The sequence below is a fragment of the Sporosarcina sp. Y838 genome (assembly GCF_056786515.1).
Map to the genome: position 1 here is coordinate 84,894 of NZ_JBXCJD010000006.1, position 25,750 is coordinate 110,643.

The window sequence follows — 25,750 nt, forward strand, 5'->3', positions numbered from 1 at the left end:
GGACTAACATTGAACATTGACTTGAACACACTCCCCTCCCCCAGCTATGTAGTAGACGAAGGTTTACTCATTAAAAACTTGGAGAAATTGAAATCAGTTATCGATCGGACCGGATGTAAGATTCTACTCGCACAAAAAGGGTTTTCGATGTTCTCCGTGTATCCGTTGATAGGAGAATACTTGAATGGCGTAACGTCTAGTTCCGTCCATGAAGCAAGACTAGGCTATGATGAAATGGGTAAAGAGGTACATACCTACGCACCCGCTTTTTCTGAATCGGAGTTTGAGGAGATTCTTACTTACTCAGATCATATCGTCTTTAATTCATTCCAACAATATAATCAGTTCAAGGGCAAAGTACAGAACCATTCGAAGCAAATCGAAATCGGGCTGCGCATTAACCCCGAGTACTCTGAAATCGAAGTCGATATGTACAATCCCTGTTTTTCACATTCAAGATTTGGTATAACGCTTGAAAACTTTGAAGAAGACCAGCTTGAAGGTATCGATGGCCTACACTTCCATACAATGTGTGAACAAAACTCTGATACACTTGAAAGAACTTTACAAGTTGTAGATGAAAAGTTTGGAAAGTATATTCAAAATATGAAGTGGATCAACTTCGGAGGCGGTCATCATATTACAAGACCGGATTATGATATTGAAACACTCATTCGTTCAATCCTGTTTATGAAGGAGAAATATGGAGTTCAAGTGTATTTGGAGCCTGGTGAAGCTGTAGCACTAAATACCGGTTATTTGGTTGCTACTGTTTTAGACACCCTTCACAACGGAATGCCGATTGCCATTTTAGATACTTCAGCAGCTTGCCATATGCCTGATGTACTTGAAATGCCTTATCGCCCTGAAATCATTGGCGCAGGACTTCCGAACGAAAAAGCTTACACCTATCGATTTGGTGGACCTACTTGCCTTGCAGGTGACGTAATTGGTGATTACTCTTTTGATGAGCCTTTAAAGCCTGGCGACAAACTGGTCTTTTGTGATATGGGTCATTACTCAATGGTGAAAAACAATACTTTTAATGGTGTTAATTTACCTTCTATCGTTTTGAATACAGTTAACGATGGTGTTAAAGTGATTAAACAATTTGGCTATGAAGACTTTAAGAGTCGTTTATCTTAAACTGAACGAATATCAATAATAAGCCAGCAACTCAGTGGGTTTAACCCGTCGAGTTGCTGGCTTTTTTGATACAGTTAACGCGCGTTTTAGTTAATGACTAGTTATTCCACATCAAGACTACACCCCGGCATCCCCGGAACTTCTCCACTCGTTGGTGTCAGTCTCTTTTGACGGCATTGTTCCTCAAGGATCCTCGCTAACACGCTTTGAGTAATGGCAGATTCTATTGTTGCAAATACCGGATCCGCTAGGTTTGTTTTTTCTAACGGATCCTTTGTGAGGTTGTAGAGTTCATATTGCTCCGGGACTGGCTCTGTTTTTGTCACTGGGACGCGGTAGCCATCTTGTTCGGTTATGACTGTATCGCTATTGCCTGGAACCGTCCAAAACTTGGGATTGTCAAAATAACGTGCGAATTTCCATATTTCTTCAGTATTATCTTTCCCTGTTTCAAGCCTGGTGATCACCGCCTCGATGTCACTTGGCTCAACTACTGTTTTATATGGTTTGCCTGTGATGGCATTCGTTTGTTGTAAACCTTTGAAGACATTGTCATCTGTCATAAAGTAGAGCGGTTCATTTGCACCAAAAAACTTTTTATGCCCATAAAGTAAAGGCGTCAAATTCCGACCAACTAATGGAAGTGCTTCCGTGTGATTTTTTGAAAGCTTTTCTCGAATTAAGTCAACGTTTATTCCCGTTAGTCCCAGCAATGTTGGAAGTACGTCGACGTGACTTGTAAGCATATCTGTACATTTAGCTCTCTTGAATAGAGCTGGACTATGAATGATCAATGGAACATGAATCGATTCTTCGTACATGTTATACCATTTTTGATAGAGGCCGCCGTGTGCGCCCAGTAGTTCTCCATGATCAGATGTAAATACAACAATTGTGTTGTCATAGAAACTCGAGTTTTGAAGGGCCAATAAGATTTTTAGCATTTCATCATCGACCTTTTTTTGTAAGCTGTAATACAATTGGCGGTAAAAATTGTTGTCAATTATCGGCTGCAATGCTTTAGGATACGTAACACGATAGCTTTCATGGACTGATGGTTTAGTTAACAACGACTCCCCTACTGTCGGAGCTGGTGGGATGTACGGAAGTGTTGGGTCGACTTCAAAGTTAAAGTTCGGGGAAATAGCGGATAGCACACCATATAACGCGATATCATGGGGATTTATGAAGGAGCACTTTATAAACCAAGGTGTCTCGTCTTTCGTGCATGTTGAAATTTCATTTAGCGATTTGATCAGCTCTACTGCTTCTGCTGCATACACTTCGTCCCGACCACTTGTGCCTATTCCCGCAGAGGAACCGGAATTTCGCGGGTTTGACCCATGAGGTTCCGGACCAACCCAATCAGAGTATCCAAAAGAGTCAAGACGGTTCGCTTTTTCATATAATTCTTCTTTTTCTTTAGTAGGAACTCCAGTCATTGGATTATAGCTGGGTAAAGCATTATGCGTACCGGGGATTAAGATATCTTCGTCTGACGCATGCCATTTCCCCTTCCAAAAGGTATCATATCCTGCAGCTCGAAAGTAATCCCCCGTCGTTGGAACAGTGTTTGGATCAAGCCAAAATACATCTGGGTCAAACGACTCCTTAGCAGCTCCAGGAGTTTGAGTAACTCCATGAAGAGAAGGATATTGCCCTGTATATAATGTTGCGCGACTTGGAGAGCAAGCGGTGCTACCAGCATAATGATTGAAAAACTCCATACCATTCTTCCGCAAAAATTCTTGCGCAACTAGATTTTCTTTTCGCCATTCCTTCAATTCTTTTGTTTCATAGACAGATGGGAAGCGTTCCTGATCAACCATTAAGAAGAGAATATTTGGTTGCTGCTTCTTCTTATGGGGGTATTTTTTTCTACTGTAATCCATATTCATCCTCCTAGTTATATATTATATGTTGAAGGATGCCACATCAAATGAGTTATTAGCTAAATCCTAGCTTGCCTCACTTTTCACTTGTCATTCTATATTCCTGTAGCGGGAATTCTAGTGTTAATAGTAATCAGTCACATCATATATACCAATTAGAGGTGTGTGAATGTGATGACATAGACATTTGGTAAGTAAGTCATATTTTTAGAATTGGGTATTTTTAGAACTATAGTATAAAAAATGCCAGTTTCCCGTATTCAGGGAGCTAGCATTTCCTTGTTCTTTACCAGGTTTTTAAAAATTTAACTGTATGGATACGTCCCGCTTCTATAAGGGCTACTCTTGTTTCTTCATCCAAATCAAACTGTGTTGCACTATAGTCATCAACTGGAATGAAAATAATATTTTTTTCATGTTTGCGCGAAATATACTTTTCGTCGTGTGCATTTTTCATCGTTGAAAAGAGTGCCTCGAACAAATCCAATGCATTGTCGATTTTATGCCCTGGCATTTCTTCCTGGTTGCGGCTTAACTTGAGACCTAGGACTGGTCGTTCTTTTTTTCCGTCCATGTCTTCAAATATCCACATCGGAAAATTGCTTAACACTCCCCCGTCAACAACGATTGTATCACCTGACCCAACTTTCAATCTTACAGGCTCGAAGAAGAAAGGAATTCCACAGCTCATTCGTAAAGCACGTGCAATTGGAAAGGTTGCTTCTGATAGTCCATACCATTTTAAATCGTCAGGAAGAACAATCATCTTACCATTCGTTAAATCTGAGGCAACCAGTTTCAATGATCCGGGTGGCAAATCTGCAAATGTATACACCCCTTTTTCCGCTAACTTTTCTAAGAACCAATTCTCCAAAGCTTTGCCCTGATATAAGCCAAGCCGCCAATACAGCTGAAACCATTTCATTAGCTGTAAGGGAATAATTGTTTTTCGCGGATCAAGAAGTACCTGGAAATCTTGTTCATCCAACATAATTTCAATTTCCTTCGCAGAATACCCCGCAGCTATGAAACAGGCAAGTATTGCACCCGCACTCGTTCCTGCTACACGCTGAAATTTGTATCCCTTTTCTTCTAGTACTTGATACGCCCCTACTAATGCAAATCCTTTTAAACCTCCCCCTGAAAAAACCCCATCTATTAACATAGATTATCTCCCCCATTTTCATGCCTTGTTACACTGTAGAGGGAACGGAGATAATTTAGAACGAACTACTCGCTGCATGCATCAGATTATGGAGATTATTTTTGGATATGATCGGTCGGGTAACATACAACATAGTCTGTCCCTATTACAGATGAAGTTAAATTGAAGCAACATGCAATCTATCGATTCCAAGAACCTAAAAAAGAAGAGACGAATGTCTCTTCTTTTTTGATTAGCACATTTCCAGTTTAGCAACACTGCTACTGACAATTTGTTGAATTTCTAAACCGTCAAGTGTTTCTTTCTGCATTAATGCTTCAACTAATTCATTAAATTCTGGTGCATGTCCGGCAATGAGGCTTTCCGTCTTGCGAAGCGCATCCTCAAATAGAAGTTGCATTTTTGCTTCTTTTTCAACTTTATTAAAGGTTAACCTAAAACCGTCTTGAAGTAATCCTGTATCTACCATTTGCTCAATAATTTCTTTCGCTTGTTGGACATCTCCGCCCACACCGATACTGTGCTCACCTAGATAAACCCGTTCGGCAACTCCACCCGCTAGGATCATGCTGACTTGGTCTAGTAGTTCACTATACGTGGACAAGTGAAGCTCCTTCTGAATCGGCGCGACATATCCAAGAGCTTGTCCTCGCGGAATAATTGTCGCCTTTCGTACAGAACCAGGTTTTGTTAGTTCTGCTATTAACGCATGCCCAGACTCATGAATGGCTACTCTTCTTTTTGTTACCGGATCATTCATAGATCGGGAGGCACTGCCTAAAATGGTGCGATCAATCGCAAAATCAAGGTCTGTTTTATCAATTTGTTCTCGCCCATCACGGATTGCTCTTCTACTGGCAGTTTTGAAAAGCGAACTTAGCTCTGCACCAGAAAATCCTGACGTACTTTCCGCTAGAATGTCCAATGAAGCAAAGACTTCATCTGTTAAGAGCTTACCTCTCGTATGAATATCAATAATTTCTCTTCTACCCGTCATATCAGGCAAAGGTACTTGGAAAGAATAATCAATACGACCTGGACGAAGAAATGCTTCATCCAACATGTCTTTTCTATTCGTTGCCGCTATAAACAGCACACCATCATTATTATTTCCACCATCTAACTGCACAAGTAATTCCGTTAATGTTTTTTCGGATTCTTCGCCGCCATGCGTTTTCCGTTTACCGGCAAGCGCATCGACTTCATCTATAAAAATGACTGCTGGCTTTTGCTTTCTTGCATTCTCAAATAGTGAGCGTATGCGTGATGCACCAACTCCAACAAATAATTCCGTAAAAGCCGAACCACTGGATGAATAAAATGTCGCACCAATTTCTTTTGCAATTGCTTGTGCAAGCAACGTTTTTCCGGTTCCAGGAGGTCCATATAACAGAATTCCTTTAGGTGGTTCAATACCTACTTGTGAAGATCGTTTTGGATCTTTCACAATGGATAATGTCTGTAAAATCTCTTCCTTCATTTCTTCTGAAAGTCCACCAATATCTTGCATTGTAATATCGGGTAGTGGAGTAGCTTTAGCCGCGCTATTTTTCATGGAAGACGCACCGACACCAATCTTCCCTTTTTTATGAAGAATGAATATAGTAATTAAAAATGATATGAACAAAGCCCACAAAATCAAACTGCCAAAGGAATTTGGAGTGGAATATTTATATGAAATAGGATATTTTTCTACAAGTTGTTCGACTAATTGACTTTGAGGACGAACTTGGACGATGTATTGCTTGTCATCCGTCTTTACGTACAAAGTACCATCAGACGATTCTTTAAGTGAGACTGAATTGTCTTTTTTGGCTTGGATAATATTTTCAAGTTCTGAAAATGTGATTTCAATTCCTTTATCTGCATCAAAGACATACCACCCCACACTTGCTGCTGTTCCCACGACTAAGAGGACAAGGACGACAATCTTTGTTGCAAATTTCGAAATAAGTTTCAAGCCCTACAACTCCTTCTCTAATATAAGTCTATTATAAGCCCTAACTTGCTCATACAAAAGGTTAAATGATGAATATTTTTGTACAAAGGGTGAACAAAGACCAAATCAGTTAGATAATTCTGTCGATTAAAAAATAGGCCAATTCCTCAATATTATTGGAGTAGATATGGACATAGCCGCCCGGCATGAAATTTAGGTGATTTCAAATTCTAGTACCTTTATGTGAGTCATAAGATATCACATACCCTTTATGAAATTCCTAATAAGCTGTGTAGTTTCTTTTCAAGCATTCTGATGCAGATTATATTCTCTAGCACCCAAAAGTATGTAATATACACCCCAAATGTATTGATTGATCGAAAAGAGACATACTACTGTGAAGTTTTATTATTCATTGATTATGTAACTTGATACTAGAGAAACACGTCTGTTATTGGAGGTAAATAGTTGACTCGTTCAAATATCAAGAAGATAAAGAAACGAAAAAAATGGCCATGGATAACCGGTATAGTTGTTCTTATTATTGGCGGATTTGCGTTAAGTGTCTTTTTAGACTTGACATCAACACTTAAAGATATGCATAAACCAATTGACCGAGAGGTATCTGAAAAACGTGAAGAAGTTGTTGTTTTAGATGAACAGGATCCATTTTCGGTTCTCGTTTTAGGTGTAGATGAACGAGAAGGCGATAAAGGACGTTCAGATACGATAATTGTGCTCGCAGTGAATTCCAAATTGATGACAACTAAAATAATTAGTATACCACGTGATACGTATACGGAAATTGTCGGTCATGGAACTTCAGATAAGCTTAATCATGCCTATGCGTTTGGAGGTATTCAGATGTCGATGGACTCGGTTGAAAATTTGTTGGATATTCCGATTGACTATGTAACAGAAGTTAATATGGAAGGTTTCCAAACCATTGTGGATGCCGTTGGTGGAGTTCAAGTGTCTAACCCATTTGGCTTCACACAAGACTCATTTCATTATGCAGCTGGTGAAATCACGTTAAGCGGTGAAGAGGCTTTATCATATGTACGGATGCGAAAAGATGATCCTAATGGTGATTTCGGGCGTCAAGATCGTCAGAAACAAGTCATTGAAGGTATATTACGTGAAGGGACCTCTATGACAAGTCTGTTGAATTACCGAACTGTATTCAACTCATTGGGTAAAAATATTAAGACGAATATGACATTCGATGAAATGGTTGACGTCCAGAAGAATTATCGAGATGCCGCAGTCAAAGTAGAACAGCTGCATTTTGAAAAAGGCGGAGGTCAACGATTGAATGGTGGAATTTGGTATTACATGATGGATGACATAGAATTGCAAGAAGTGTCAAGCATCCTAAAACAACATTTGGAATTGAAATAAGCCACGGAGATCACTCCGTGGCTTTTCCTAATTCCCTAAAATAAGGGTTCAATTAGGCCCTTACTTGCCCGTTTCCGTAAATGACGAATTTTGTTGTCGTCAGCGCCTTTAATCCCATCGGTCCTCTAGCGTGCAATTTCTGTGTACTAATACCGATTTCTGCGCCATACCCGAATTCAAAACCATCCGTAAATCGGGTAGATGCATTATGATAAACCGCAGCAGCATCCACATAATTCAAGAATTTTGTAGCGTTTTGTTCGTCATTAGTAATAATCGCTTCGGAATGCTTTGTTCCATATTGAGTGATATGAGATATGGCTTCTTCAAGCCCCCTTACCAACTTTACATTGATCATTAAATCCAAGTATTCTGTTGACCAATTTTGTTTAGATGCCAGCTGAACATTTTCACAATCTCTGACAACTGTTTCATCTCCATGTATTTCCACATTACTAATCTGAAGTTTATTAATTAACTCTTTTCCATATCTTTCAAACCATTTTTCATGCACTAAAATCGTTTCAATTGCATTACAAACAGATGGACGTTGAACTTTTGCATTTATCACAATTTCTTCGGCCATTAGTTGGTCCGCTGTTTCATCAATATATATATGACAATTTCCTGCTCCTGTTTGAATGACAGGGACCGTCGCCTCTCGAATAACTGTCTCTATTAACTTCTTGCCACCCCTTGGAATAAGCACATCCAAGTATTCGTTTAGCTTGAAAAGTTCTTTTGCAGTTTCCCTGCTTGTATCTTCAATCAGCTGAATAGATTCTTTCGGGACTTTGCTGTGTTCAAGTGCTGTGTGTATTGATTTTATAAGTACTTTATTCGAATGTTTAGCGGAAGAACTTCCACGAAGAATGACAGCATTACCAGTTTTAAGTGACAGAGTCGCAGCGTCAATCGTAACATTTGGCCTAGCTTCATAAATCATACCAATAACACCGATTGGCACTCTTTTCACTTTAATATGCAATCCGTTATCCTTCTCTATGGTCTCTACCGTTTCTCCGATTGGATCTTTTAAGTCAATTAGCAAACGAATAGCATTGGACATGCCTTGAATCCTATCGTTGGTGAGTAGTATACGATCCAAAACCCCTTCACTTAGCCCATTTTCTTTCCCTTCATTCAAATCCTTCTTATTCTCAACCAAAATCATTTCTTGATCCACCAGTAGTTGTTCGGCAATCAATCCCAGTGCGTGGTTTCTTTCTTCAGTTGTAATGTTCACTAGTGAATAGCTTGTTTCTTTCGCAATCTGACCTTTTCTTCTTACTTCTCCCATGTTACACACTCCTCATTTCTAAACTTTAACCCAACGATTACGATGAATCACTTCCACCGATACAGGGAATGATTCAATCGCGCTATCCTTTTGTCTACTTTCAATTCTGTTTAACAACTCATCGGAAGAATAACTTACTTCTCCTTTCCCCAACATGCCATTCAAACCAAAGACTTCCACTACATCCCCTTTTCCAAAAGTTCCATTCACTTTAAAAATACCTGCCGGCAATAAACTTTTCCCATTATTCAATAGAGCTTCTTCAGCACCTTGATCTACATAGAGCTTACCTGTCGATTCAGAATGGAGGATTATCCATTGCTTCCTGGTATTGATTTTTGTGTAACCGGCGTTGGAGACATAAGTTCCATCCCCATCACCCTGCAAAATTTCCAGTAATTTGTCCGAACCTTCACCTGTCCCAATAAAGACAGAAACACCTAGTGAAGTAGCTGTTTTAGCAGCCATTAGTTTAGACTTCATACCCCCTGTACCGACTTTCGACCCTGTGTCTTCAGCAATTTCCAGGTGAGCATCCGAAATTTCATTCACAAAATCCAAGCGCTTAGCTGACGAATTTGTACGAGGATTCGAGTCATAAAGACCATTTATGTCCGTTAATATAATCAACTGATCTGCATGGAGAAGACCACTGACCAAAGCAGATAGCATATCATTATCGCCAAACGTCAATTCTTCTACAGAGACAGTATCGTTTTCATTGATAATCGGTAAAATTCCTCGCTCTATTAACTCTGTCAAGGTCGCAAGCGCATTTTTGTAGCTTTCACGATTAGAAAAATCAGTTCGTGTCAATAAAATTTGAGCTGGAATAATGTTATGTACACTGAATTTTTCTATATAAGATTGCATTAATAAGCCTTGCCCCACTGCTGCTGCGGCCTGTTTTCCTTTAGTGGTTAAAGGTCTTGATGGATAACCTAACCCCGCGAACCCAGCCGCTATCGCACCCGAAGAAACGACAAGTACTTCATGTCCTGCTTGATGAAGTTGAGCTAGTGCCTGAATATGATCTATAAATTTCAATTGATCAATTTCGCCTTTGTGATTTGTTAACGAACTGCTGCCTATTTTTACGACTATCCGTTGTTTTTTCATCAAATCTCTCACCTTTCTCTCTTTTCGAATAACAAAAAAGCCCTTTTGTCCTGTTATTAAGGACGAAAGGGCTTAGTTTCCGCGGTACCACCATAATTGGATGCGTGTGAACACATCCCGCTTATCCTCATAACGCCGAAGTTTGCGCCTATGTTTTGACATAGGACTACGAAGGCAGGTTCAGCGGTTTGTTGTGGAGGGATCTTCCAGCTGATAAATCCCACTCTCTATCACAACATGTATCCGCATACTAATCCTTCATCATCGTTCAGTTATTGTAGATTTTAAACAATCATACACTATAAAACTAAATTGTCAAGCATTTATCAGATTTCAGAATCTATTTATCCGGCTGTTACTTTGTTCCTTGTCCATGTAAAGATAGCAACTCTTACCCTCAGATTTTTAGCTGTTAAGGATCTATTTATATTGAAATATAGACTTCCATGGAATTCGGAGTGTGGATTATAGATCGCTTGGCGCTTTGGGGATGCCTCTCGCCATGAGCCTGGATTAATGTGTTGAGCATATATAGTTATTCAGCTTTATAATGCAATTCTTCAACAGTGAATTTATCCATCACTTCCAGATTTGGTTCGTACCCGATGCCATAAGCTTTCGGGACCGTAATATAGCCATCTATTGCAACCACTTCAGGCGTAATAACGTCCTCTTCCCAGTAACGGGATGAACCAGCTGTATCCCCCGGTAGAATGAAGTTTGGAAGTGTCGTAAGCGCTATATTATGCGCACGTCCAATTCCTGATTCCAGCATTCCACCGCACCAAACAGGAATATTTTTCTCCATGCAATAATCATGAATTTTCTTAGCTTCTGTCAATCCGCCAACGCGCCCTATTTTAATGTTGATGATCTGCGTACTACCTAGTTCGATAGCTTTCCGTGTATCTTCAAGCGAATGAATACTTTCATCCAAACAGACAGGCGTTTTCAATTGTTTTTGTAATTTAGCATGGTCAATAATATCATCGGAAGCAAGGGGTTGTTCAATCATCATCAAGTTGAATTCGTCCAGCTGTTTTAGAAGTTCAATATCGTCCAATGTGTAAGCCGAGTTTGCATCTGCCATTAATGGCACGTCAGGGAAACTCTTGCGCAACTCACGAATCACATTAATATCATAGCCAGGTTTGATTTTGACTTTAATCCGCTTGTACCCTTCTTCTATAAAACCGCCGACCGTTTCAACCAAGTCAGCAACGTTGTCGTGAATACCGATACTGATACCTACTTCAATTTTGTCGAGCTCTCCGCCTAGTGCATGTGCTAATGTTATTTTGTTTCGTTTCGCATAAAGATCCCAAACTGCACCTTCCAAAGTAGATTTTGCCATGTTATTTTTACGGATTGCTGCGAACAATTCACTCACTTCGTCCGGATGTTCCATTTTCTTGCCAAGCACAAGTGGAATAAGGAAATCCCGAATCATATGCAGATTTGTTTCAAGTGTTTCTTCGCTGTACCAGGGCGAGTGGAATGCGACCGACTCTCCCCACCCTGTATTTCCAAGTTCATCTTTCACTTCAAGCAATAAAAAGTTTTTATCTTGAAAGGTTCCAAAACTTGTTGTGAACGGATGTTTCATTCTCATTTTCATTTTGCGTATATTAATTTCTTTAATAATCATTTATATTCTCCTCCAGTTGTCGTAGGTAGTGGGATTGTTTCTCTTTTTACGACTTGGTAATAGTGAACGCCTTCTGTGGATTTGTTGACACCGATTAATGCATATCCAGAAGCGAATAACTGTTGAAAAATCATTCTGATTTTCATTCGCCAATCAAGTGCCAGTTCAGGTTCATTTTTTTTGATTAACTGATAATGCTCTGGAACAGGGATTTCGATACCTTCACTGTTTGCTGGGATATCTTTTTCATCAAATAACAGAATCGGGTTTCCTTTTGCTGACTGCCCGACTGTAAACGGTCGATCGTATCTTGAAATTTGTGGGTTCCACTTTCTTGCGACACGCTCGCTCGAAATCCACCACTCAATTTTAAAACGGTCGGTTGGTATACCTTTATTGAGTCCATCATCCATTTCTCCATACCAATTTTCCAAATAAGTACTGCAAATACCATATAGCTTTGTTGTATTCAGGTAGGCGTTACGACTCTCAAGCGGGTCAAATGTCCACGTGATTAAGTCGTATCCCATCTCAGCAGCTAATTTTAGTTGTTCATCTTTTAACTGCTTTCCGATACCCATCAGCTGATAGTCTGGATGAATTCCGAGCATATGTGAACAGAGATACGTTTTTCCATTTGCAAATCCCGGGAAGCTGTATGAAAATCCTACGAGTTCATTCCCCGAAAAAGCCCCAATGATTAACCCACCGTTTTTTGCGGCAGTAAATGTTTGGTGAACAGGAATTGCATATGCACCCCAAACTAATTGTTCTAGAGGTTGCACAAGCTTTATATCTTCAATTGTAGTCAGTTCCCGGATAACAACGGTCATTTTTGGTTCCTTCTTTCTAATTCTTCAAACGAATGAATAACTGTTCGAACGAGAATTTCTATTCCAGTGAGTATACTATCATGATTAAAGGTCATTTCTGGATGATGGAGACCTGGTGATAAGTCACAGCCAAGACCTAGCATTGTTGATTTAACGTTTGGACGTTTTAACGTGTAGTAGTGGAAATCTTCTCCCCCCGGTGTAACAATGGGTGCCGCGAGATAGTCTTCGCCGACTGTTTCCGTAATTGCTTTAGCCATCATATCGACCGCATTTTCATCCACTTCTGCAGCCGCTATTTCAGCGATAACTTCGAAATTGATAGTAACACCGGTAAGCTCTGCAACCGAGTGAATCGCTTTCTTTACTTGTTCCATCAGTTTGTCCATGACTGGGTTCGTCTGGGCTCGTAAATCCAAACTGAACACTGCATTTCCTGGAATGATATTCGCCGACTCTCCGCCTGCCTGGAACATTGTCATTTTAGCCGAATGTGGAACCATGGGATCGATATGGATAGCATGTATTGCTTGCACGAGTAACGCCATCACTTCAATGGCATTTTGCCCAAGATGCGGTCTAGCTCCATGTGCATCCGTTCCGATGATAGACCCTTTGATCATTTTTGCAGAACCATGAATAATAGCCGGCGCCGAGTAGCCATGACCGATTTCTTGAATAGGGCGAAGATGGACACCGTATAAATAATCGACATCATCTACAACGCCTTTTTCCACATATGCTAAAGCCCCTGTCCCCTTTTCCTCAGCCGGTTGAAAAATCCCTTTTAGTCGACCTGTTTTCGGATATCCTAGTTTTTTCAAAACTAGCATCGCACCAACTGCTATCGACATATGCGCGTCGTGTCCGCATGAATGATTCGCCTGATAAATGCCATTCACTTCTTGCCATAAAGCATCAATATCCGTGCGAAGCCCTACACAATACTCCCCTGACCCTTCAGTGACGACGAGTCCCGTTGAATCCTCGAACGTCTCCACCTGAAAGCCCTCTTTTTCAAGCAGTTGCTGTAAATACTTTGTCGTCTCTACTTCCTTCCAACTGATTTCAGGATGTGTATGTAAATGTTGGAACACGTCTACAATGATTGGTTCTACTTCAAGTAATGCGTTTTTCACTTTCTATCCGCTCCCTCTATAAATAAAAAATCACTTGTTAGCGCTTATTGGTCTTCTGCCTAATTTCAAAACTATCCATTTCTTTTACGGATAATCCCGCAACAATCGCATTCATGAATGAAAACAAAGTCGCTGTTGCGTCAAGTGTCGATTTATTTGGTGAATAAATCGGGAAAAGTTATTGACTGATTGGTTATTTACTATTTTCACATACATGCTTACGGAGTTCAATGTGTTTTCCGACTCTTTCGATATTATGATTTGTTTCATTCTACTATTCTTGGGTCTCACCCATGAATCGTCTCATTTCTCCAGCAATCGAAAAAAAGACACCCAAATACATAAGGTGTCTCTTCGTTATTCATTATGCTCTTTCCAACATCCGGTCCAGTGCATTAATAGCATACAGTGACGTTTCAGCATCGACTTCAATCACGTTTACTTCTTCTCCATTGACAATGCTCTCCAAACTCCACAGCAGATGCGGGAGATCGATACGATTCATTGTCAAACATGGACACATTTGTGGATTGAGCGAAATGATGTGCTTATCTGGATGATTGCGGATTAGTCGATTGACTAGATTCATTTCTGTCCCAATCGCCCATTTACTTCCCGGGGACGCGTTTTCGATTGCGTCGATAATATACTTTGTTGAACCATTATCATCTGCAAGAGCGACAATTTCACGTGAACATTCCGGATGGACAATAATTTTTATAGCAGGATCATTTGCACGGACATCCTCGATATTTTTGACTGTGAAGTTTTCATGGACGGAACAATGCCCTTTCCATAAAATCACTTTAACGTCTTCAAAATCTCCATCATACTCGAGTTTGTCATGAATGGGATCCCATACAGCCATCTGCTCAAGTGAAACCCCGATATCAAAGGCCGTGTTCCTACCCAAATGCTGATCTGGTAAAAACAAAATGCGCTCCTTTTGCGTAAACGCCCATTTCACCATTTTATGTGCGTTGGATGACGTTACCGTTGCACCACCGTTTTTACCAACGAAAGCTTTAATGGCTGCTGTCGAGTTGACATATGTCAATGGTACAATTGATTCTCCGAACATCTTTTCTAACGCTGTCCACGCACGGTCTGTCTGAAATATATCGGCCATATCAGCCATTGAACAACCTGCTCGCATGTCGGGTAAGTATACTTTCTGATGTTCACTTGTTAAAATATCGGCCGTTTCCGCCATGAAATGGACACCACAAAATACGATATGCTCCGCTTTTTGATTGTCAGCGCAAAGCTGTGCAAGTTGAAGTGAATCACCGGATATATCAGCAAACTGAATGACTTCATCTTTTTGGTAATGATGTCCTGGGATAAGTAGTTTATCGCCAAGATGCTGTTTGATTTCAACAATACGCATTTCCATTTGTTCACGTGTCATTTCCCGGTAAAATTCTGGTAATGTACCGCTCTTTTCTATTTCAAAGTATTGTAAAATTGACAAATCGATTCCCCCTTAATGAGTTTCTATTAGTACATTTGCGCTAATATCTAACGCTTTAACTGAGTGTGTTAAATAACCTAGTGAAATATAGTCCACTCCAGATTCCGCATAAGCACGGATTGTTTCATTCGTAATCATGCCAGATGCTTCTGTAATGATTGATCCTGGAACTGATTTCTTCCATTCTTTTATCATTTCAGGAGAACAATTATCAAACATAATAATATCCGCTTTAGCTTCCACGGCTTCTTGCAATTGCTCGAATGACTCAATTTCAACTTCGATTTTCACGGTATGGCCGATTGCCGCTCTTACTGTTTTAACTGCTTTTGAGATGGACCCAGCGAATGCTAGATGATTATCTTTCAACATAACAGCATCATAAAGCCCATTACGGTGATTGAATCCACCACCGATGCGGATTGCGTACTTATCAAGCATGCGTAAACCGGGTACAGTTTTACGTGTATCGACTACCTTTGTACCTGTCCCGCTAATTTTTTGCACTACCCTGTTTGTCTCAGTAGCAATAGCGCTCATCCGCTGAATCAAGTTCAAAATAACTCTCTCACTTTTTAACAAACTACCAATTCTTCCCGAAGCAGTCGCAATAACAGTCCCTCGCTCAATCGGATCTCCATCTTCCACATGACAAACGACTGAAAGAGTGTCATCTACAACCTGTAATCCATATTCAATGACATTATTGCCACAAAAGATGCCATCCATTTTTGCGATAAATGACAATTCACCCCTCAATGATTTTGGAAATAGATAATCACTGGAGAGATCGCCGTCACCGATGTCTTCTATGTAAAACTGTTCAAGCATGGATTTCAACTTGATGATATTCATGTTGTCGCTCCCTCATTTCAATTCCATTTTTCGATTGGACAATATGGAGTTTAGCCCATCGTTCATCCTCATTCGGATAATCTTCTCGGTTATGTGCGCCTCTGCTTTCTTCTCGTTGCAAAGCGCCAGTTGTGATCAACTTCGCAATTTGCAGCATAAATAGCCGCTGGATTTGTTCAGTGCTCCACTCATCAACTTGTAAGTTCGCTAAATACGGCTGCTCAAAGCTATCCAGCCAATTAGTTAACTGCTGAAGCTCCTCTTTTGTTCTAACAATGCCTGCTTTAGCCATCATTTCGGCACGTAGTTCATCTTTTTCTGGCAAGGGTATATAAATTGAAGATTGCATGGCAGTCGCCTCCATGTAGATCGATTGTTGCCAGTTCTTATCTGGCAGTTCATTCAAATGCTTGGCCAATTTATTTCCGTAATGAAGCGCTTCTAACAAAGAATTGCTAGCCAGACGATTCGCACCGTGAACACCAGTACAAGCTGTTTCTCCTATGGCATACAATCCTTCAATTGACGTTTTCCCGACCGAATCCACGACAATGCCCCCCATGAGGAAATGACAACCTGGTGCGACAGGCAGTTTCCCTCTAGCCAAAGAAATCCCGTTTTCCTGACACATTCCTGTGATTGTAGGGAATTTCTCTTTAAATCGGGAAATCATTCGAATGTCCAGATAGACATCTTGACCTGCAACTTGCCGCTGATATATTTCCTTCGCTACTAAATGCCGCGGTGCAAGATCTTCCTGAGGATGCTTTCCTCTCATTATCAAAGTCCCATTTGCATTTACGAGTTTCGCCCCTTCCCCACGAACCGCTTCCGATATCAATCCCTCTGTTTTTCCGTTGTTATACAGCAGCGTCGGATGAAATTGAATGAATTCCATGTCCTTTACTTCTGCCCCCGCACGATAGGCAACTGCAAGTCCATCCCCAGTGACAGATGAATCATTCGAAGTATATGAATATAATCCACCTATTCCGCCTGTTGCCAACACGATGTGATCAGCGTAATACGTTTCATTATGTCCAAACTGGTCTTTCGCTTTGACACCAATACATGACTTTGTCAGAGGATGAACAATTAATTCATATATGAAACGGTTTTCCACTATTTCAACATTGCTTCCGAGTGAGCTGATTAAATAGTCCACTACATGTTTACCAGTCGCATCTCCTCCGCAATGAACAATCCGATTTAGGCTATGTGCGCCTTCTAATCCAAGTTCCAATTGTCCAGACGAATCTGTATCGAACTTGAATCCTTTTCTAATCAAAGCCTGAATAAGTGAAGGCCCGTTTTCGACAAGTTCTTGTACTGCATCACTGTTATGGAATAGACAGCCGGCTGCGATTGTATCTTGATAATGCGAAGCTGATGTATCTTCACTACTTAGCGCTGCGGCAATGCCGCCTTGAGCACGATAAGAATTGCTCGAACGTTTCGTAGATTTAGTGATGATCAATACTCGCGCGTCGCCAGTCAATTCATTTGCCAACTGTAATGCGGATATTCCGCTCCCGACAATAATGCAACTGTATGAGTTCATCTTTATCCTCCTAAAAACCATTAGTGTCTTGACACCTATCTTTACACATTCTGCAAACTATGACAAGATGAATTTATTAGTTAACTTGGAGGAATCTATTATGCATTATTTCGATTACGCGGCTACTACACCGTTACACCCAGATGCAGCATACGTTTACTTGAAACTTTCACAGGAGTGTTATGGAAATACAAGTAGCTTGCATGAGGTTGGTGGTGAAGCGCAAAACATGCTGGCACTATGCCGCAAAGAATTCGCTGAATTGCTAGGGGTGAATGCAGCCGGAATCTATTTCACTTCAGGTGGTACGGAAAGTAATGTCCTTTCAATCGTCTCTCTTGCTAAGGCAAATCGGCATCAAGGTAGTCATATCATTACATCAGCAGGCGAGCATCCATCTGTAGATTCCGCACTGGAATATTTGAAAGCGGACGGATTCACGGTAACAGTTGTTCCTTTTGATGAAAACGGTCGTGTCGATCTTGATTTATTCGAAAAAGCGCTTCAAAATGATACGATATTGGTCAGCATCCAGCATATCAACCCTGAACTAGGCACAATTCAACCTCTTGAACAGATTGCCCAATTAATTTCCGGACGCATTACGCTTCTCCATAGTGACTGCGTTCAGTCATTCGGTAAGATGGATATTACACCAATCGCGAAAGTTGTTGACAGCTTAACCGTTTCCAGTCATAAAGTATATGGTCCAAAAGGTGTCGGTGCAGTTTACATCAATCCGCGGCACCGAATTATTCCTGTCTTTCCAGGGTTTGTTCACGAATCCGGATTCAGGGGCGGAACCGTGAATGTACCGGGAATAGCTGCTTTTGTGACTTCCGCCAAACTTTGCTCAAAAAATGCCTATGACGTTGAAAAACACGTCCATTTCCGAGCTCTTTTACTGGATGAAATAAAAAAATATCCAGAGCTATTTACAATCTACGAATCAAAAGATATGACTTTTCAACTCCCTCAAATTATTGGATTGGGTGTAAAAGATTTAGAAGGACAACTTATGATGCTGGAGCTAAATCGGCTCGGTTTTGCGATATCAACTGGAAGCGCATGCCAAATAGGTCAACAGCAATCATCAAAAGCAATGATGGCCTTAAGAATTGATGCACAAACAGCAAAAGGATTTATCCGAATTTCATTTGGGGCCAGCACAACCGACGAAACAGTATCCTCTTTAACTAGCTCACTACTCAGAGTTGTGGAACAATTCAAGCGAAAGTGATTCAGACTTACAATATGTTAAAATGGCATTGCGAGGAGGTTTTATGGTGAAAGATAATGAAAAAGTATTAGGAGAAGAACGTCGGCAGCAAATCATTGATACATTGAGGTCAGCTGTTAAACCCATTACAGGAAGAACACTTGGAGAAATGACTAATGTCAGTAGACAAGTAATCGTCGGAGATATAACTTTGTTAAAAGCAAAAAATGAACCTATTGTTGCTACAAGTCGAGGATATATTTATATACAGGCTCAGGAAACCCATGGGAAAATTAAAAAAACGATTGTTTGCAAGCATACTTCTGATCAAACGATGGAAGAACTTAATATTCTTGTCGATAATGGCATTACTGTGAAAGACGTCAAAATTGAGCATCCTGTCTATGGTGATTTGAGTGCTTCTATCATGGTTTCAAATCGGAATGAAGTGAAAGAGTTCATCAATCGTATAAGAGAGTCTGAAGCCAATTACTTATCCAAGTTATCTGAAGATGGGATTCACTTACACACAATCGTTGCGGACAATGAAGACCAAATCAAAAATGCCGAAGAAGCATTACGAATAGCGGATATCCTCGTCGGTTGACGGATTATAATATCGAAGAAAATTTCATATACTTAAAACCTCTATACAACAAGGTTTATCGAACCCACATCATCTTTCACAAGATGGTGTATTTTCGTTTTTTCTATTCTAGATAAATGTACCGAGCAGCCTTGAAAGGTGTTCATCACTCTATTAGAATTTCTGTTAAATTGTATACTTAAGAACGAATATTCTCATGCATGTTGATAGGTTTCCTTATGAAACCTATCAACATGCATAAGGGACAAGGGATCGCCCTTGCCCCTCAACCCTATCCATTACTAATTCCCTTGTATCTCAAACCTTTTAGCTATTCAGCTTCTGTACTTTTTCCTGTTCCTCACGAATATTTCTCATTTTATTATCCCAACATTTCTGACTTAAATCCACGGGATACTGTTCTGGATTCAAGGTACGCTTATATTCATCCCACAGGAGGTTTAAATTGTTTTTAGCAAACGCTTGAATTTCCTGTATAGATGGGGACACATACACAAGCTCTCCCTCTGCAAAAATGTCCTGGAGTAATTCGATCGCTTCAAAGTTCGTCACAAACTTTGAGATAAACGTATGAGTCGGGTGAAACATTTTTATTTTTTCTTCCGCTTGCGGATTCTCATCGATCATAGCAATGTAATCACCCTCCGCACGATTATTCATCAAGTTCACAATACGATACACTTTCTTCAATCCTGGAGTCGTTACTTTCTCTGGATTTCCAGATATTTTTATTGTGTCAACCATATTACCGTTATCATCCTCAATCGCCACCAATTTATAAACAGCACCGAGAGCAGGTTGGTCAAATGCGGTAATCACTTTTGTTCCGACACCCCACATATCAATTTTCGCTCCTTGCGCCTTCAAGTTCATAATGGTTTTTTCATCTAAGTCGTTTGAAGCAACGATTTTTGTTTTACTGAATCCTGCTTTGTCTAACATTTTTCTAGCTTCCTTTGATAAGTAAGCCAAGTCGCCGCTATCTAATCGAATCGCATTAAAATTAATGCTGTCTCCCAGTTCTTGCGCAACTTGAATCGCTATCGGAACACCAGACCGCAACGTATCAAAGGTATCCACTAAAAACGTACACTCTTTATGGCGACGAGCGTATTTATGAAATGCTTTGTATTCATCTTTATACGCCTGAACCATTGAATGTGCGTGTGTTCCAGATACAGGGATACCAAACATCTTACCGGCTCTTACATTACTCGTTGCAGAAAACCCAGCAATATAAGCCGCTCTTGTTCCCCACACCGCCGCATCTAATTCATGTGCACGTCTTGTTCCAAATTCCATTACGGTTTGTTCTCCTACCACTTGTTTGATACGTGCTGCTTTCGTCGCAATGAGTGTTTGGTAATTCACAATATTTAAGAGAGCTGTCTCTATCAACTGAGCCTCTGCCAAACTTGCTTCGACTTGTAGAATCGGCTCATTCGCGAAAACCAATTCTCCCTCTTTCATTGCTCGAATCGTTCCATTAAAGCGCACCGATTGCAAATAGATCAGGAAGTCTTCTGCATAACCCAATTCTTCACGTAAATAAGCAATATCACTATCGGTGAAACGGTATTCTTTAATGAATTCAATGATTCGTTCCAATCCTGCAAAAATACCGTAACCCGTTTCAAAAGGCAACTTGCGAAAATAGAGTTCAAACACCGCCCGTTTGTTGTGCATGCCATCTTCCCAATACGTTTCCGTCATGTTAATTTGATACAGATCCGTGTGTAGTGCTAACCCATCATCTGAGTACTTTTTAGTCATTGAATTCTCCTCCTCTATAAGGTTCATTGATTACTTCTAAACCGCACCGTCTCTTTAACAGTGCCACTTCTTTTATTGTACAAACAGCCGTGTTTTGTTCGTTTTCACAATATAAATTCGGTTGATTTCACAATATGAAAGCCATAATTCTTTTGAAGTTCTTTAAATGCATGCTCTGTTGATACTTCGAATCCAGGGATGGGACTCATGCAGTCATCTAACAAATAAATCTTTGATGGCAATTCATGCTTGTATCCGTAGTACTCAACTATCTGCCGAACGGATTCCAATACACAGTGAGATTTTGCTTCCCCAGCGATAACAATTTTATCGTAAGCGAGTAGGGATTGAAGAAACGCATAATTTGTTCCGTCTGTTTTGGCATACTCCGGCTGAATGATTCCATACATTTCGCTTAATGGGTCTTGCCCTTTCACAATTTTTTGTATGCTGGACTTCCGTATCACAGAATGAAAGTGAACCATATTCGAAAACTGACCTTCTAAGGCGGCGCCATGGGTCCCTTCAATGCAATGATAAGACCATATCAACAATTGTTTTTTCCCTAAACGCTCTAAGTGAATAATGTACGCCAAGCTTTCTTGTTGTTTTTCTACAGCCATCCACTTACCTTTTTCAACATCTTCTGTTGTGATGACTGTAAATGGAACAGGATGATTCCCCTCTGCATCTACCCACCAACTCGGATGGAATATTTGGTGCATTTGATGTGTATCTAACGACAAGGCAATCGTCGTCACCTTATCTAGGTTTTGATAAAGGAACTTAGTTACACGTTCAACATCCTTATGGGAATTTGGGACACCTAGTTCTCCGTTTTCCATAAAGTCATTTTGAATATCAATCCCTATGAACAATACTCTTTCAACATCTCCTCTTGAAGGTGCCATTTTCTCCGCATTCGCAAGGACCATTAATTCATTTAATCCCTTCGAATTCTCACTTCCAACCCTTGAAACATCAACGATTTCCTCAAATTTAGTTTTCATCATTTTCAACACACTCCTTTAGTTTTAATCTAAATTAACAATTACACATTTGTTAATTGTTATACTGAAAAATAAAAAACTAGAGATTTCGGACACCTTACTGCCTGCAACAGTAGGCATCCATATTTTATTGATTCACAAGTTCAGGTACATACCCCATTCACAAATTTAGCGCCAAATCGAAGGCGTAATGTCTACATCTACAAATCGGTATAATTTTGTTGGTCGTTTGGTAGTGCTCGTTGGTTCTGCTGTTTTAGGTATATGATTTTTATCTAACGCAGCTACGATAAAAGGCAGACTTGGTGCTTTTCTAAAGAACCCAGGCTTACTATTCACAACAGGGTCATTAATAATCGCAAGCAACACTTGGCGTAAATCTTCCAACTTGAATTCCTCTGTTAAAAAGTTTTTAACCACCGTTGTTTGAAACACATCTTTTCGAACGGCTTCCAAAGCATCTTTAATCACTTGGTAATGATCAAAAGCCAAATCTAACGTAAAGACTTCATCTATCGTAAATAATTGAACATCTTCAGCATCATCAGAAGCTTCCATATTTTCAACGTTTTCTTCAGGAACAATTGCGTAATGTGCATTAGATATTATCCATCCGCGTTTATCTCTACCTAATTTGTCATACACACCATAGTGTTCGATGTGAATACCATCTACACCTGTTTCTTCTTTCAGTTCCCGCTTAGCCGCTTCGTATGCTGTTTCTTCTGGATGGATAAACCCTCCTGGTAAAGCCCATTTTCCGCCTTCGATGTTAGGTTCACCTTCAGCATCGAACTCTGCCCGTTTAATCAACATCAAAGCTAATGAGTGAATAGAAGTCGAATCACTTCCAACAGTCGATTCCTCATTGCGGAGTAATGTAAATATCGCAATATCACTTGTATACCCATCCGGCGTTCTGTACTGACTCGAATCATAATGTTGTAGTGCTTCTTCTGTATTAAATTTTGACATCCAATTTCATCTCCTTTGCTTATAAACCAACTGTCGATTAGACTTCATTTTTTCCTTAGAGACGCCCATTGCTGTTCAACAGATAACTATCTATTTATCATTTCTTAAAATCAAAAACTTTCATTTCAATTAACAATTAACAATTAACAAATCGTTAATTCAATTATATATCAGCTAAATAAAAATAGCAAGAAATCTTTCCTGTATATATTTTGCTCTTAATGACTATCAGTTTCAAATATTAAAAAGGACAGCTAAGGTAATCTTAGCCATCCTTTTTGTATGAAAGTTATCTCTTCGATTGACGAAATACCCGCTTTACTTATTAATTACTTCGCCTTCTCGTCTAAAGAACCCAAAAACGCCAACAGTCTGTACAATGTTTGTAAATGCTTTTGGATCTACCTCTTTAATAATTGTTTCCAAATCATATAATTCATAACGCGTAATGACCAAATACATCATATTTTTATCTTCTTTTGTATATGCCCCTTTTACAGGAATAATCGTAATTCCGCGCACCATTTTTTGATGAATAGCATGCTGTAGCTCATCTGCTTTAACTGTAACAATCATTGCTGTTACTTTTTCATGACGTGTATGGATCATATCAATTACGGCTGTCGTAGTATACAACGCTAACATTGTATATAAGGCATTTTCAGGCTCATATAAAATACCAGCCATAACAATAATAACCCCGTTAAGAATTAAAAAATAAGTACCGATTGGCTTGTCTTGTAATCGTGATAAAAACATTGCAACAATATCCATACCGCCAGTAGATGCACCTAACTTTAAGGATAATCCGACACCTACGCCAGCAATTACCCCACCAATTACTGCATTTAAAATAATATCATCGGACACTGAGATTACAGGTAATATTTCCATAAAGATAGTAGCAAATATAACGGAAATAATGCTATAAATGGTAAATCCTTTTCCTACTTTGTACCATCCTAAAATAAAGACAGGAATATTAAATAATAACAGCAAGATTCCCGTACTAATGCTAAAATCGGTATAATCTTCAAACAAACTAGAAGCTAGCTGCGCAGCCCCAGCAAATCCACTCGCGTAAACATTTGCATTAATTAAAAAGAAGTTAAGTGATATTGCAACTAATAACGAACCAAAAATAACAACAATAATACGTTTTGCTTCCATAAAAAACATAGGTACCTCCGGTTTGTGAGTTTTTCTGTGAACTAGACCATTTATTCAACATTTCCTATTTACTAGATACTACAATACTGTGATTGATAGGAAATGGACTTTAAAAAAGAATTCCTTTCCCTAACATACACTCTTTTGATTCTTATTATCCTTCAATAAAACATCCAAGCCACAATCGGACCTATGACAGAACCGATAATTGCCGAAAGTGTCATAGCAAGGGAGCTGTAGGATGCTTCCTCCTCACCGTAGTCGATTGCTTTCGAAGTTCCCAGTGCGTGAGCAGCCGTCCCTAATGCAATTCCTCGGCCAATTGTTGTATCAATGTGCATCCATTTCAACAACGCCGGTCCAATTATGATTCCAGTGAAACCTGCAATCATTACAAAAGCGATGGTTAACGAAGGAACACCGCCAAGTGTTGAAGATATTTGAATAGCGATAGGTGTTGTAATCGATTTTGGTAATAATGACATGACGATTTCCTTTGAGAAACCAGCAAGTTTAACAAATATTACTCCACTTAACATACCAACAACAGCACCGACCGAAATACCACCAAGGATCGCAAGCATGTATTTTTTTATCAATTCCCTTTGTTTATATAAAGGAATTGCCAATGCTACAATCGCGGGTCCCAAAAGCAAATCCACCCACTTTCCACCAAGCATATATGTTTCATAAGGAACTTTGAAAAGCACTAGTACCAATATGATTCCAATTGTTGTTGTCAGGATTGGGATTAGGAACACTCTGCGAAATTTAACAAATACGAAATTCATCACAAGATATATAGCGAGGGTTAGTACTAAAAACAGAATGGAAAGCATTATTATTCGCATGAAACCTGCTCCTTACTTTTTGCAGATTTACGAGCCAAGGATTGACTTGTAGTGCCGGAAATCCACATCGCCAATAGCGTGCTAACTATGGTAATTGGAATTAACAAAAAACCAATTCCTGCAAAAACATGCCAATAATTCATCACACCGACAGTTGCAGGGATAAAATATAGTGGCAAATAAGCTAAAAGAAAGTAAGCACCCGATTCTATCCATTCAAGCTTATATATTTTTAATGAAAGAGCTGCTAGTAATAATAAAAGACCGATTATACTTCCTGAAAGTGGTAAGTGCAGGAAGTCTCTTAACCAGTTACCGATTAGGACAAAACCATATAAAATTACGATCTGCGAAAATATTTTTATGTATTTCAAAAATACGCTGCCCCCTTTTATTACTTTCCTTCACATTAACTTGATGCTCTATTCGTATCAGTATAGAGATTTACTATGTAAATATCAAAGGTCGCAATGAATTTTCAACGTTTTACGATAGACTTCTGAAACTACTTTTACGCCAAGACCAATAATGGCAAGTCTATTATCCTAAATACATTGGGGCATTTTGCAGCTATATTCACCTATTTATCTGCTAGTACAAAGTAGTATGTCACGTTTCACGTTGAAAGTGGTGACCCTATAGAATTCGCACTAAAGGGTCCCGAATTCAGTAT

The 25,750-nt window shown here is 39.7% G+C and carries 21 protein-coding genes; 4 read left to right on the forward strand and 17 right to left on the reverse strand.

Annotation, left to right across the window (positions count from 1 at the left end):
• Window positions 1–9: 9 nt before the first annotated feature.
• Window positions 10–1,146, forward strand: coding sequence for a carboxynorspermidine decarboxylase (nspC, locus tag AC1TO4_RS10240; RefSeq protein ID WP_482105236.1), 1,137 nt, complete (start codon window positions 10–12; stop codon window positions 1,144–1,146).
• A gap of 101 nt (window positions 1,147–1,247) precedes the next feature.
• Here the strand turns inward: nspC and AC1TO4_RS10245 are convergent, their stop codons facing one another.
• The 3 genes from AC1TO4_RS10245 to AC1TO4_RS10255 all read right to left on the reverse strand — a co-directional run bounded on the left by AC1TO4_RS10245 (window position 1,248) and on the right by AC1TO4_RS10255 (window position 6,163).
• Complete coding sequence (locus tag AC1TO4_RS10245) at window positions 1,248–3,038, reverse strand: sulfatase family protein (RefSeq protein ID WP_482105237.1); 1,791 nt, start codon at window positions 3,036–3,038, stop codon at window positions 1,248–1,250.
• A gap of 286 nt (window positions 3,039–3,324) precedes the next feature.
• Window positions 3,325–4,203 (reverse strand): patatin-like phospholipase family protein, encoded by an 879-nt coding sequence (locus AC1TO4_RS10250; RefSeq protein ID WP_482105238.1) that lies wholly within the window; start codon window positions 4,201–4,203, stop codon window positions 3,325–3,327.
• A gap of 232 nt (window positions 4,204–4,435) precedes the next feature.
• Window positions 4,436–6,163: an AAA family ATPase gene (locus AC1TO4_RS10255; protein WP_482105239.1), complete on the reverse strand. Its 1,728-nt coding sequence runs from the start codon at window positions 6,161–6,163 to the stop codon at window positions 4,436–4,438.
• A 447-nt stretch (window positions 6,164–6,610) separates the two neighbouring features.
• Between AC1TO4_RS10255 and AC1TO4_RS10260 the strand changes: the two genes are divergently transcribed.
• Window positions 6,611–7,543 carry an LCP family glycopolymer transferase gene (locus tag AC1TO4_RS10260; protein ID WP_482105240.1) on the forward strand — a complete coding sequence of 311 codons (933 nt, stop codon included), beginning with the start codon at window positions 6,611–6,613 and terminating at the stop codon, window positions 7,541–7,543.
• 52 nt (window positions 7,544–7,595) lie between these two features.
• Here the strand turns inward: AC1TO4_RS10260 and AC1TO4_RS10265 are convergent, their stop codons facing one another.
• The 8 genes from AC1TO4_RS10265 to nadB form a co-directional block, all read right to left on the reverse strand.
• The gene (locus AC1TO4_RS10265; protein WP_482105241.1) at window positions 7,596–8,843 is read right to left on the reverse strand and encodes a glutamate-5-semialdehyde dehydrogenase; all 1,248 of its coding nucleotides are present in this window, start codon (window positions 8,841–8,843) and stop codon (window positions 7,596–7,598) included.
• Window positions 8,844–8,861: 18 nt separating this feature from the next.
• Window positions 8,862–9,962: a glutamate 5-kinase gene (gene proB, locus AC1TO4_RS10270; RefSeq protein WP_482105242.1), complete on the reverse strand. Its 1,101-nt coding sequence runs from the start codon at window positions 9,960–9,962 to the stop codon at window positions 8,862–8,864.
• A gap of 535 nt (window positions 9,963–10,497) precedes the next feature.
• Entirely contained in the window at window positions 10,498–11,610 is a 1,113-nt protein-coding gene (gene menC, locus AC1TO4_RS10275; RefSeq protein WP_482105243.1) for an o-succinylbenzoate synthase, read from the reverse strand.
• Window positions 11,607–12,443, reverse strand: coding sequence for a GNAT family N-acetyltransferase (locus AC1TO4_RS10280; protein ID WP_482105244.1), 837 nt, complete (start codon window positions 12,441–12,443; stop codon window positions 11,607–11,609). The genes menC and AC1TO4_RS10280 overlap by 4 nt, the downstream gene beginning before the upstream one ends.
• A complete protein-coding gene (locus tag AC1TO4_RS10285) occupies window positions 12,440–13,582 on the reverse strand; it encodes a M20 peptidase aminoacylase family protein (RefSeq protein ID WP_482105245.1) in 1,143 nt (380 codons plus the stop codon). The genes AC1TO4_RS10280 and AC1TO4_RS10285 overlap by 4 nt, the downstream gene beginning before the upstream one ends.
• A gap of 364 nt (window positions 13,583–13,946) precedes the next feature.
• Entirely contained in the window at window positions 13,947–15,056 is a 1,110-nt protein-coding gene (nadA, locus tag AC1TO4_RS10290) for a quinolinate synthase NadA (RefSeq protein ID WP_482105246.1), read from the reverse strand.
• Window positions 15,057–15,068: 12 nt separating this feature from the next.
• Window positions 15,069–15,911 carry a carboxylating nicotinate-nucleotide diphosphorylase gene (gene nadC, locus AC1TO4_RS10295; RefSeq protein WP_482105247.1) on the reverse strand — a complete coding sequence of 281 codons (843 nt, stop codon included), beginning with the start codon at window positions 15,909–15,911 and terminating at the stop codon, window positions 15,069–15,071.
• Window positions 15,880–17,472 (reverse strand): L-aspartate oxidase, encoded by a 1,593-nt coding sequence (nadB, locus tag AC1TO4_RS10300; RefSeq protein ID WP_482105248.1) that lies wholly within the window; start codon window positions 17,470–17,472, stop codon window positions 15,880–15,882. Before nadB ends, nadC begins: the two co-directional genes overlap by 32 nt.
• Window positions 17,473–17,572: 100 nt before the next feature.
• Here nadB and AC1TO4_RS10305 point away from each other — a divergent pair, with 100 nt between their 5' ends.
• Window positions 17,573–18,712, forward strand: a complete 1,140-nt coding sequence (locus AC1TO4_RS10305) for an IscS subfamily cysteine desulfurase (RefSeq protein ID WP_482105249.1) — start codon at window positions 17,573–17,575, stop codon at window positions 18,710–18,712.
• Window positions 18,713–18,758: 46 nt separating this feature from the next.
• On the forward strand, window positions 18,759–19,298 hold the full coding sequence (locus AC1TO4_RS10310; RefSeq protein WP_482105250.1) for a 3H domain-containing protein: 540 nt from the start codon (window positions 18,759–18,761) through the stop codon (window positions 19,296–19,298).
• Window positions 19,299–19,604: 306 nt separating this feature from the next.
• Here the strand turns inward: AC1TO4_RS10310 and AC1TO4_RS10315 are convergent, their stop codons facing one another.
• The 6 genes from AC1TO4_RS10315 to AC1TO4_RS10340 form a co-directional block, all read right to left on the reverse strand.
• On the reverse strand, window positions 19,605–21,071 hold the full coding sequence (locus AC1TO4_RS10315; RefSeq protein ID WP_482105251.1) for a nicotinate phosphoribosyltransferase: 1,467 nt from the start codon (window positions 21,069–21,071) through the stop codon (window positions 19,605–19,607).
• Window positions 21,072–21,175: 104 nt separating this feature from the next.
• Window positions 21,176–22,084 (reverse strand): cysteine hydrolase family protein, encoded by a 909-nt coding sequence (locus AC1TO4_RS10320; RefSeq protein ID WP_482105252.1) that lies wholly within the window; start codon window positions 22,082–22,084, stop codon window positions 21,176–21,178.
• Between the two features lie 165 nt (window positions 22,085–22,249).
• Window positions 22,250–23,056 (reverse strand): NUDIX domain-containing protein, encoded by an 807-nt coding sequence (locus AC1TO4_RS10325; RefSeq protein WP_482105253.1) that lies wholly within the window; start codon window positions 23,054–23,056, stop codon window positions 22,250–22,252.
• 318 nt (window positions 23,057–23,374) lie between these two features.
• Window positions 23,375–24,235 carry a YitT family protein gene (locus tag AC1TO4_RS10330; RefSeq protein ID WP_482100741.1) on the reverse strand — a complete coding sequence of 287 codons (861 nt, stop codon included), beginning with the start codon at window positions 24,233–24,235 and terminating at the stop codon, window positions 23,375–23,377.
• A 152-nt stretch (window positions 24,236–24,387) separates the two neighbouring features.
• Window positions 24,388–25,077 carry an LrgB family protein gene (locus AC1TO4_RS10335; RefSeq protein ID WP_482105254.1) on the reverse strand — a complete coding sequence of 230 codons (690 nt, stop codon included), beginning with the start codon at window positions 25,075–25,077 and terminating at the stop codon, window positions 24,388–24,390.
• Complete coding sequence (locus AC1TO4_RS10340) at window positions 25,068–25,451, reverse strand: CidA/LrgA family protein (RefSeq protein WP_482105255.1); 384 nt, start codon at window positions 25,449–25,451, stop codon at window positions 25,068–25,070. Before AC1TO4_RS10340 ends, AC1TO4_RS10335 begins: the two co-directional genes overlap by 10 nt.
• Window positions 25,452–25,750: the final 299 nt, after the last annotated feature.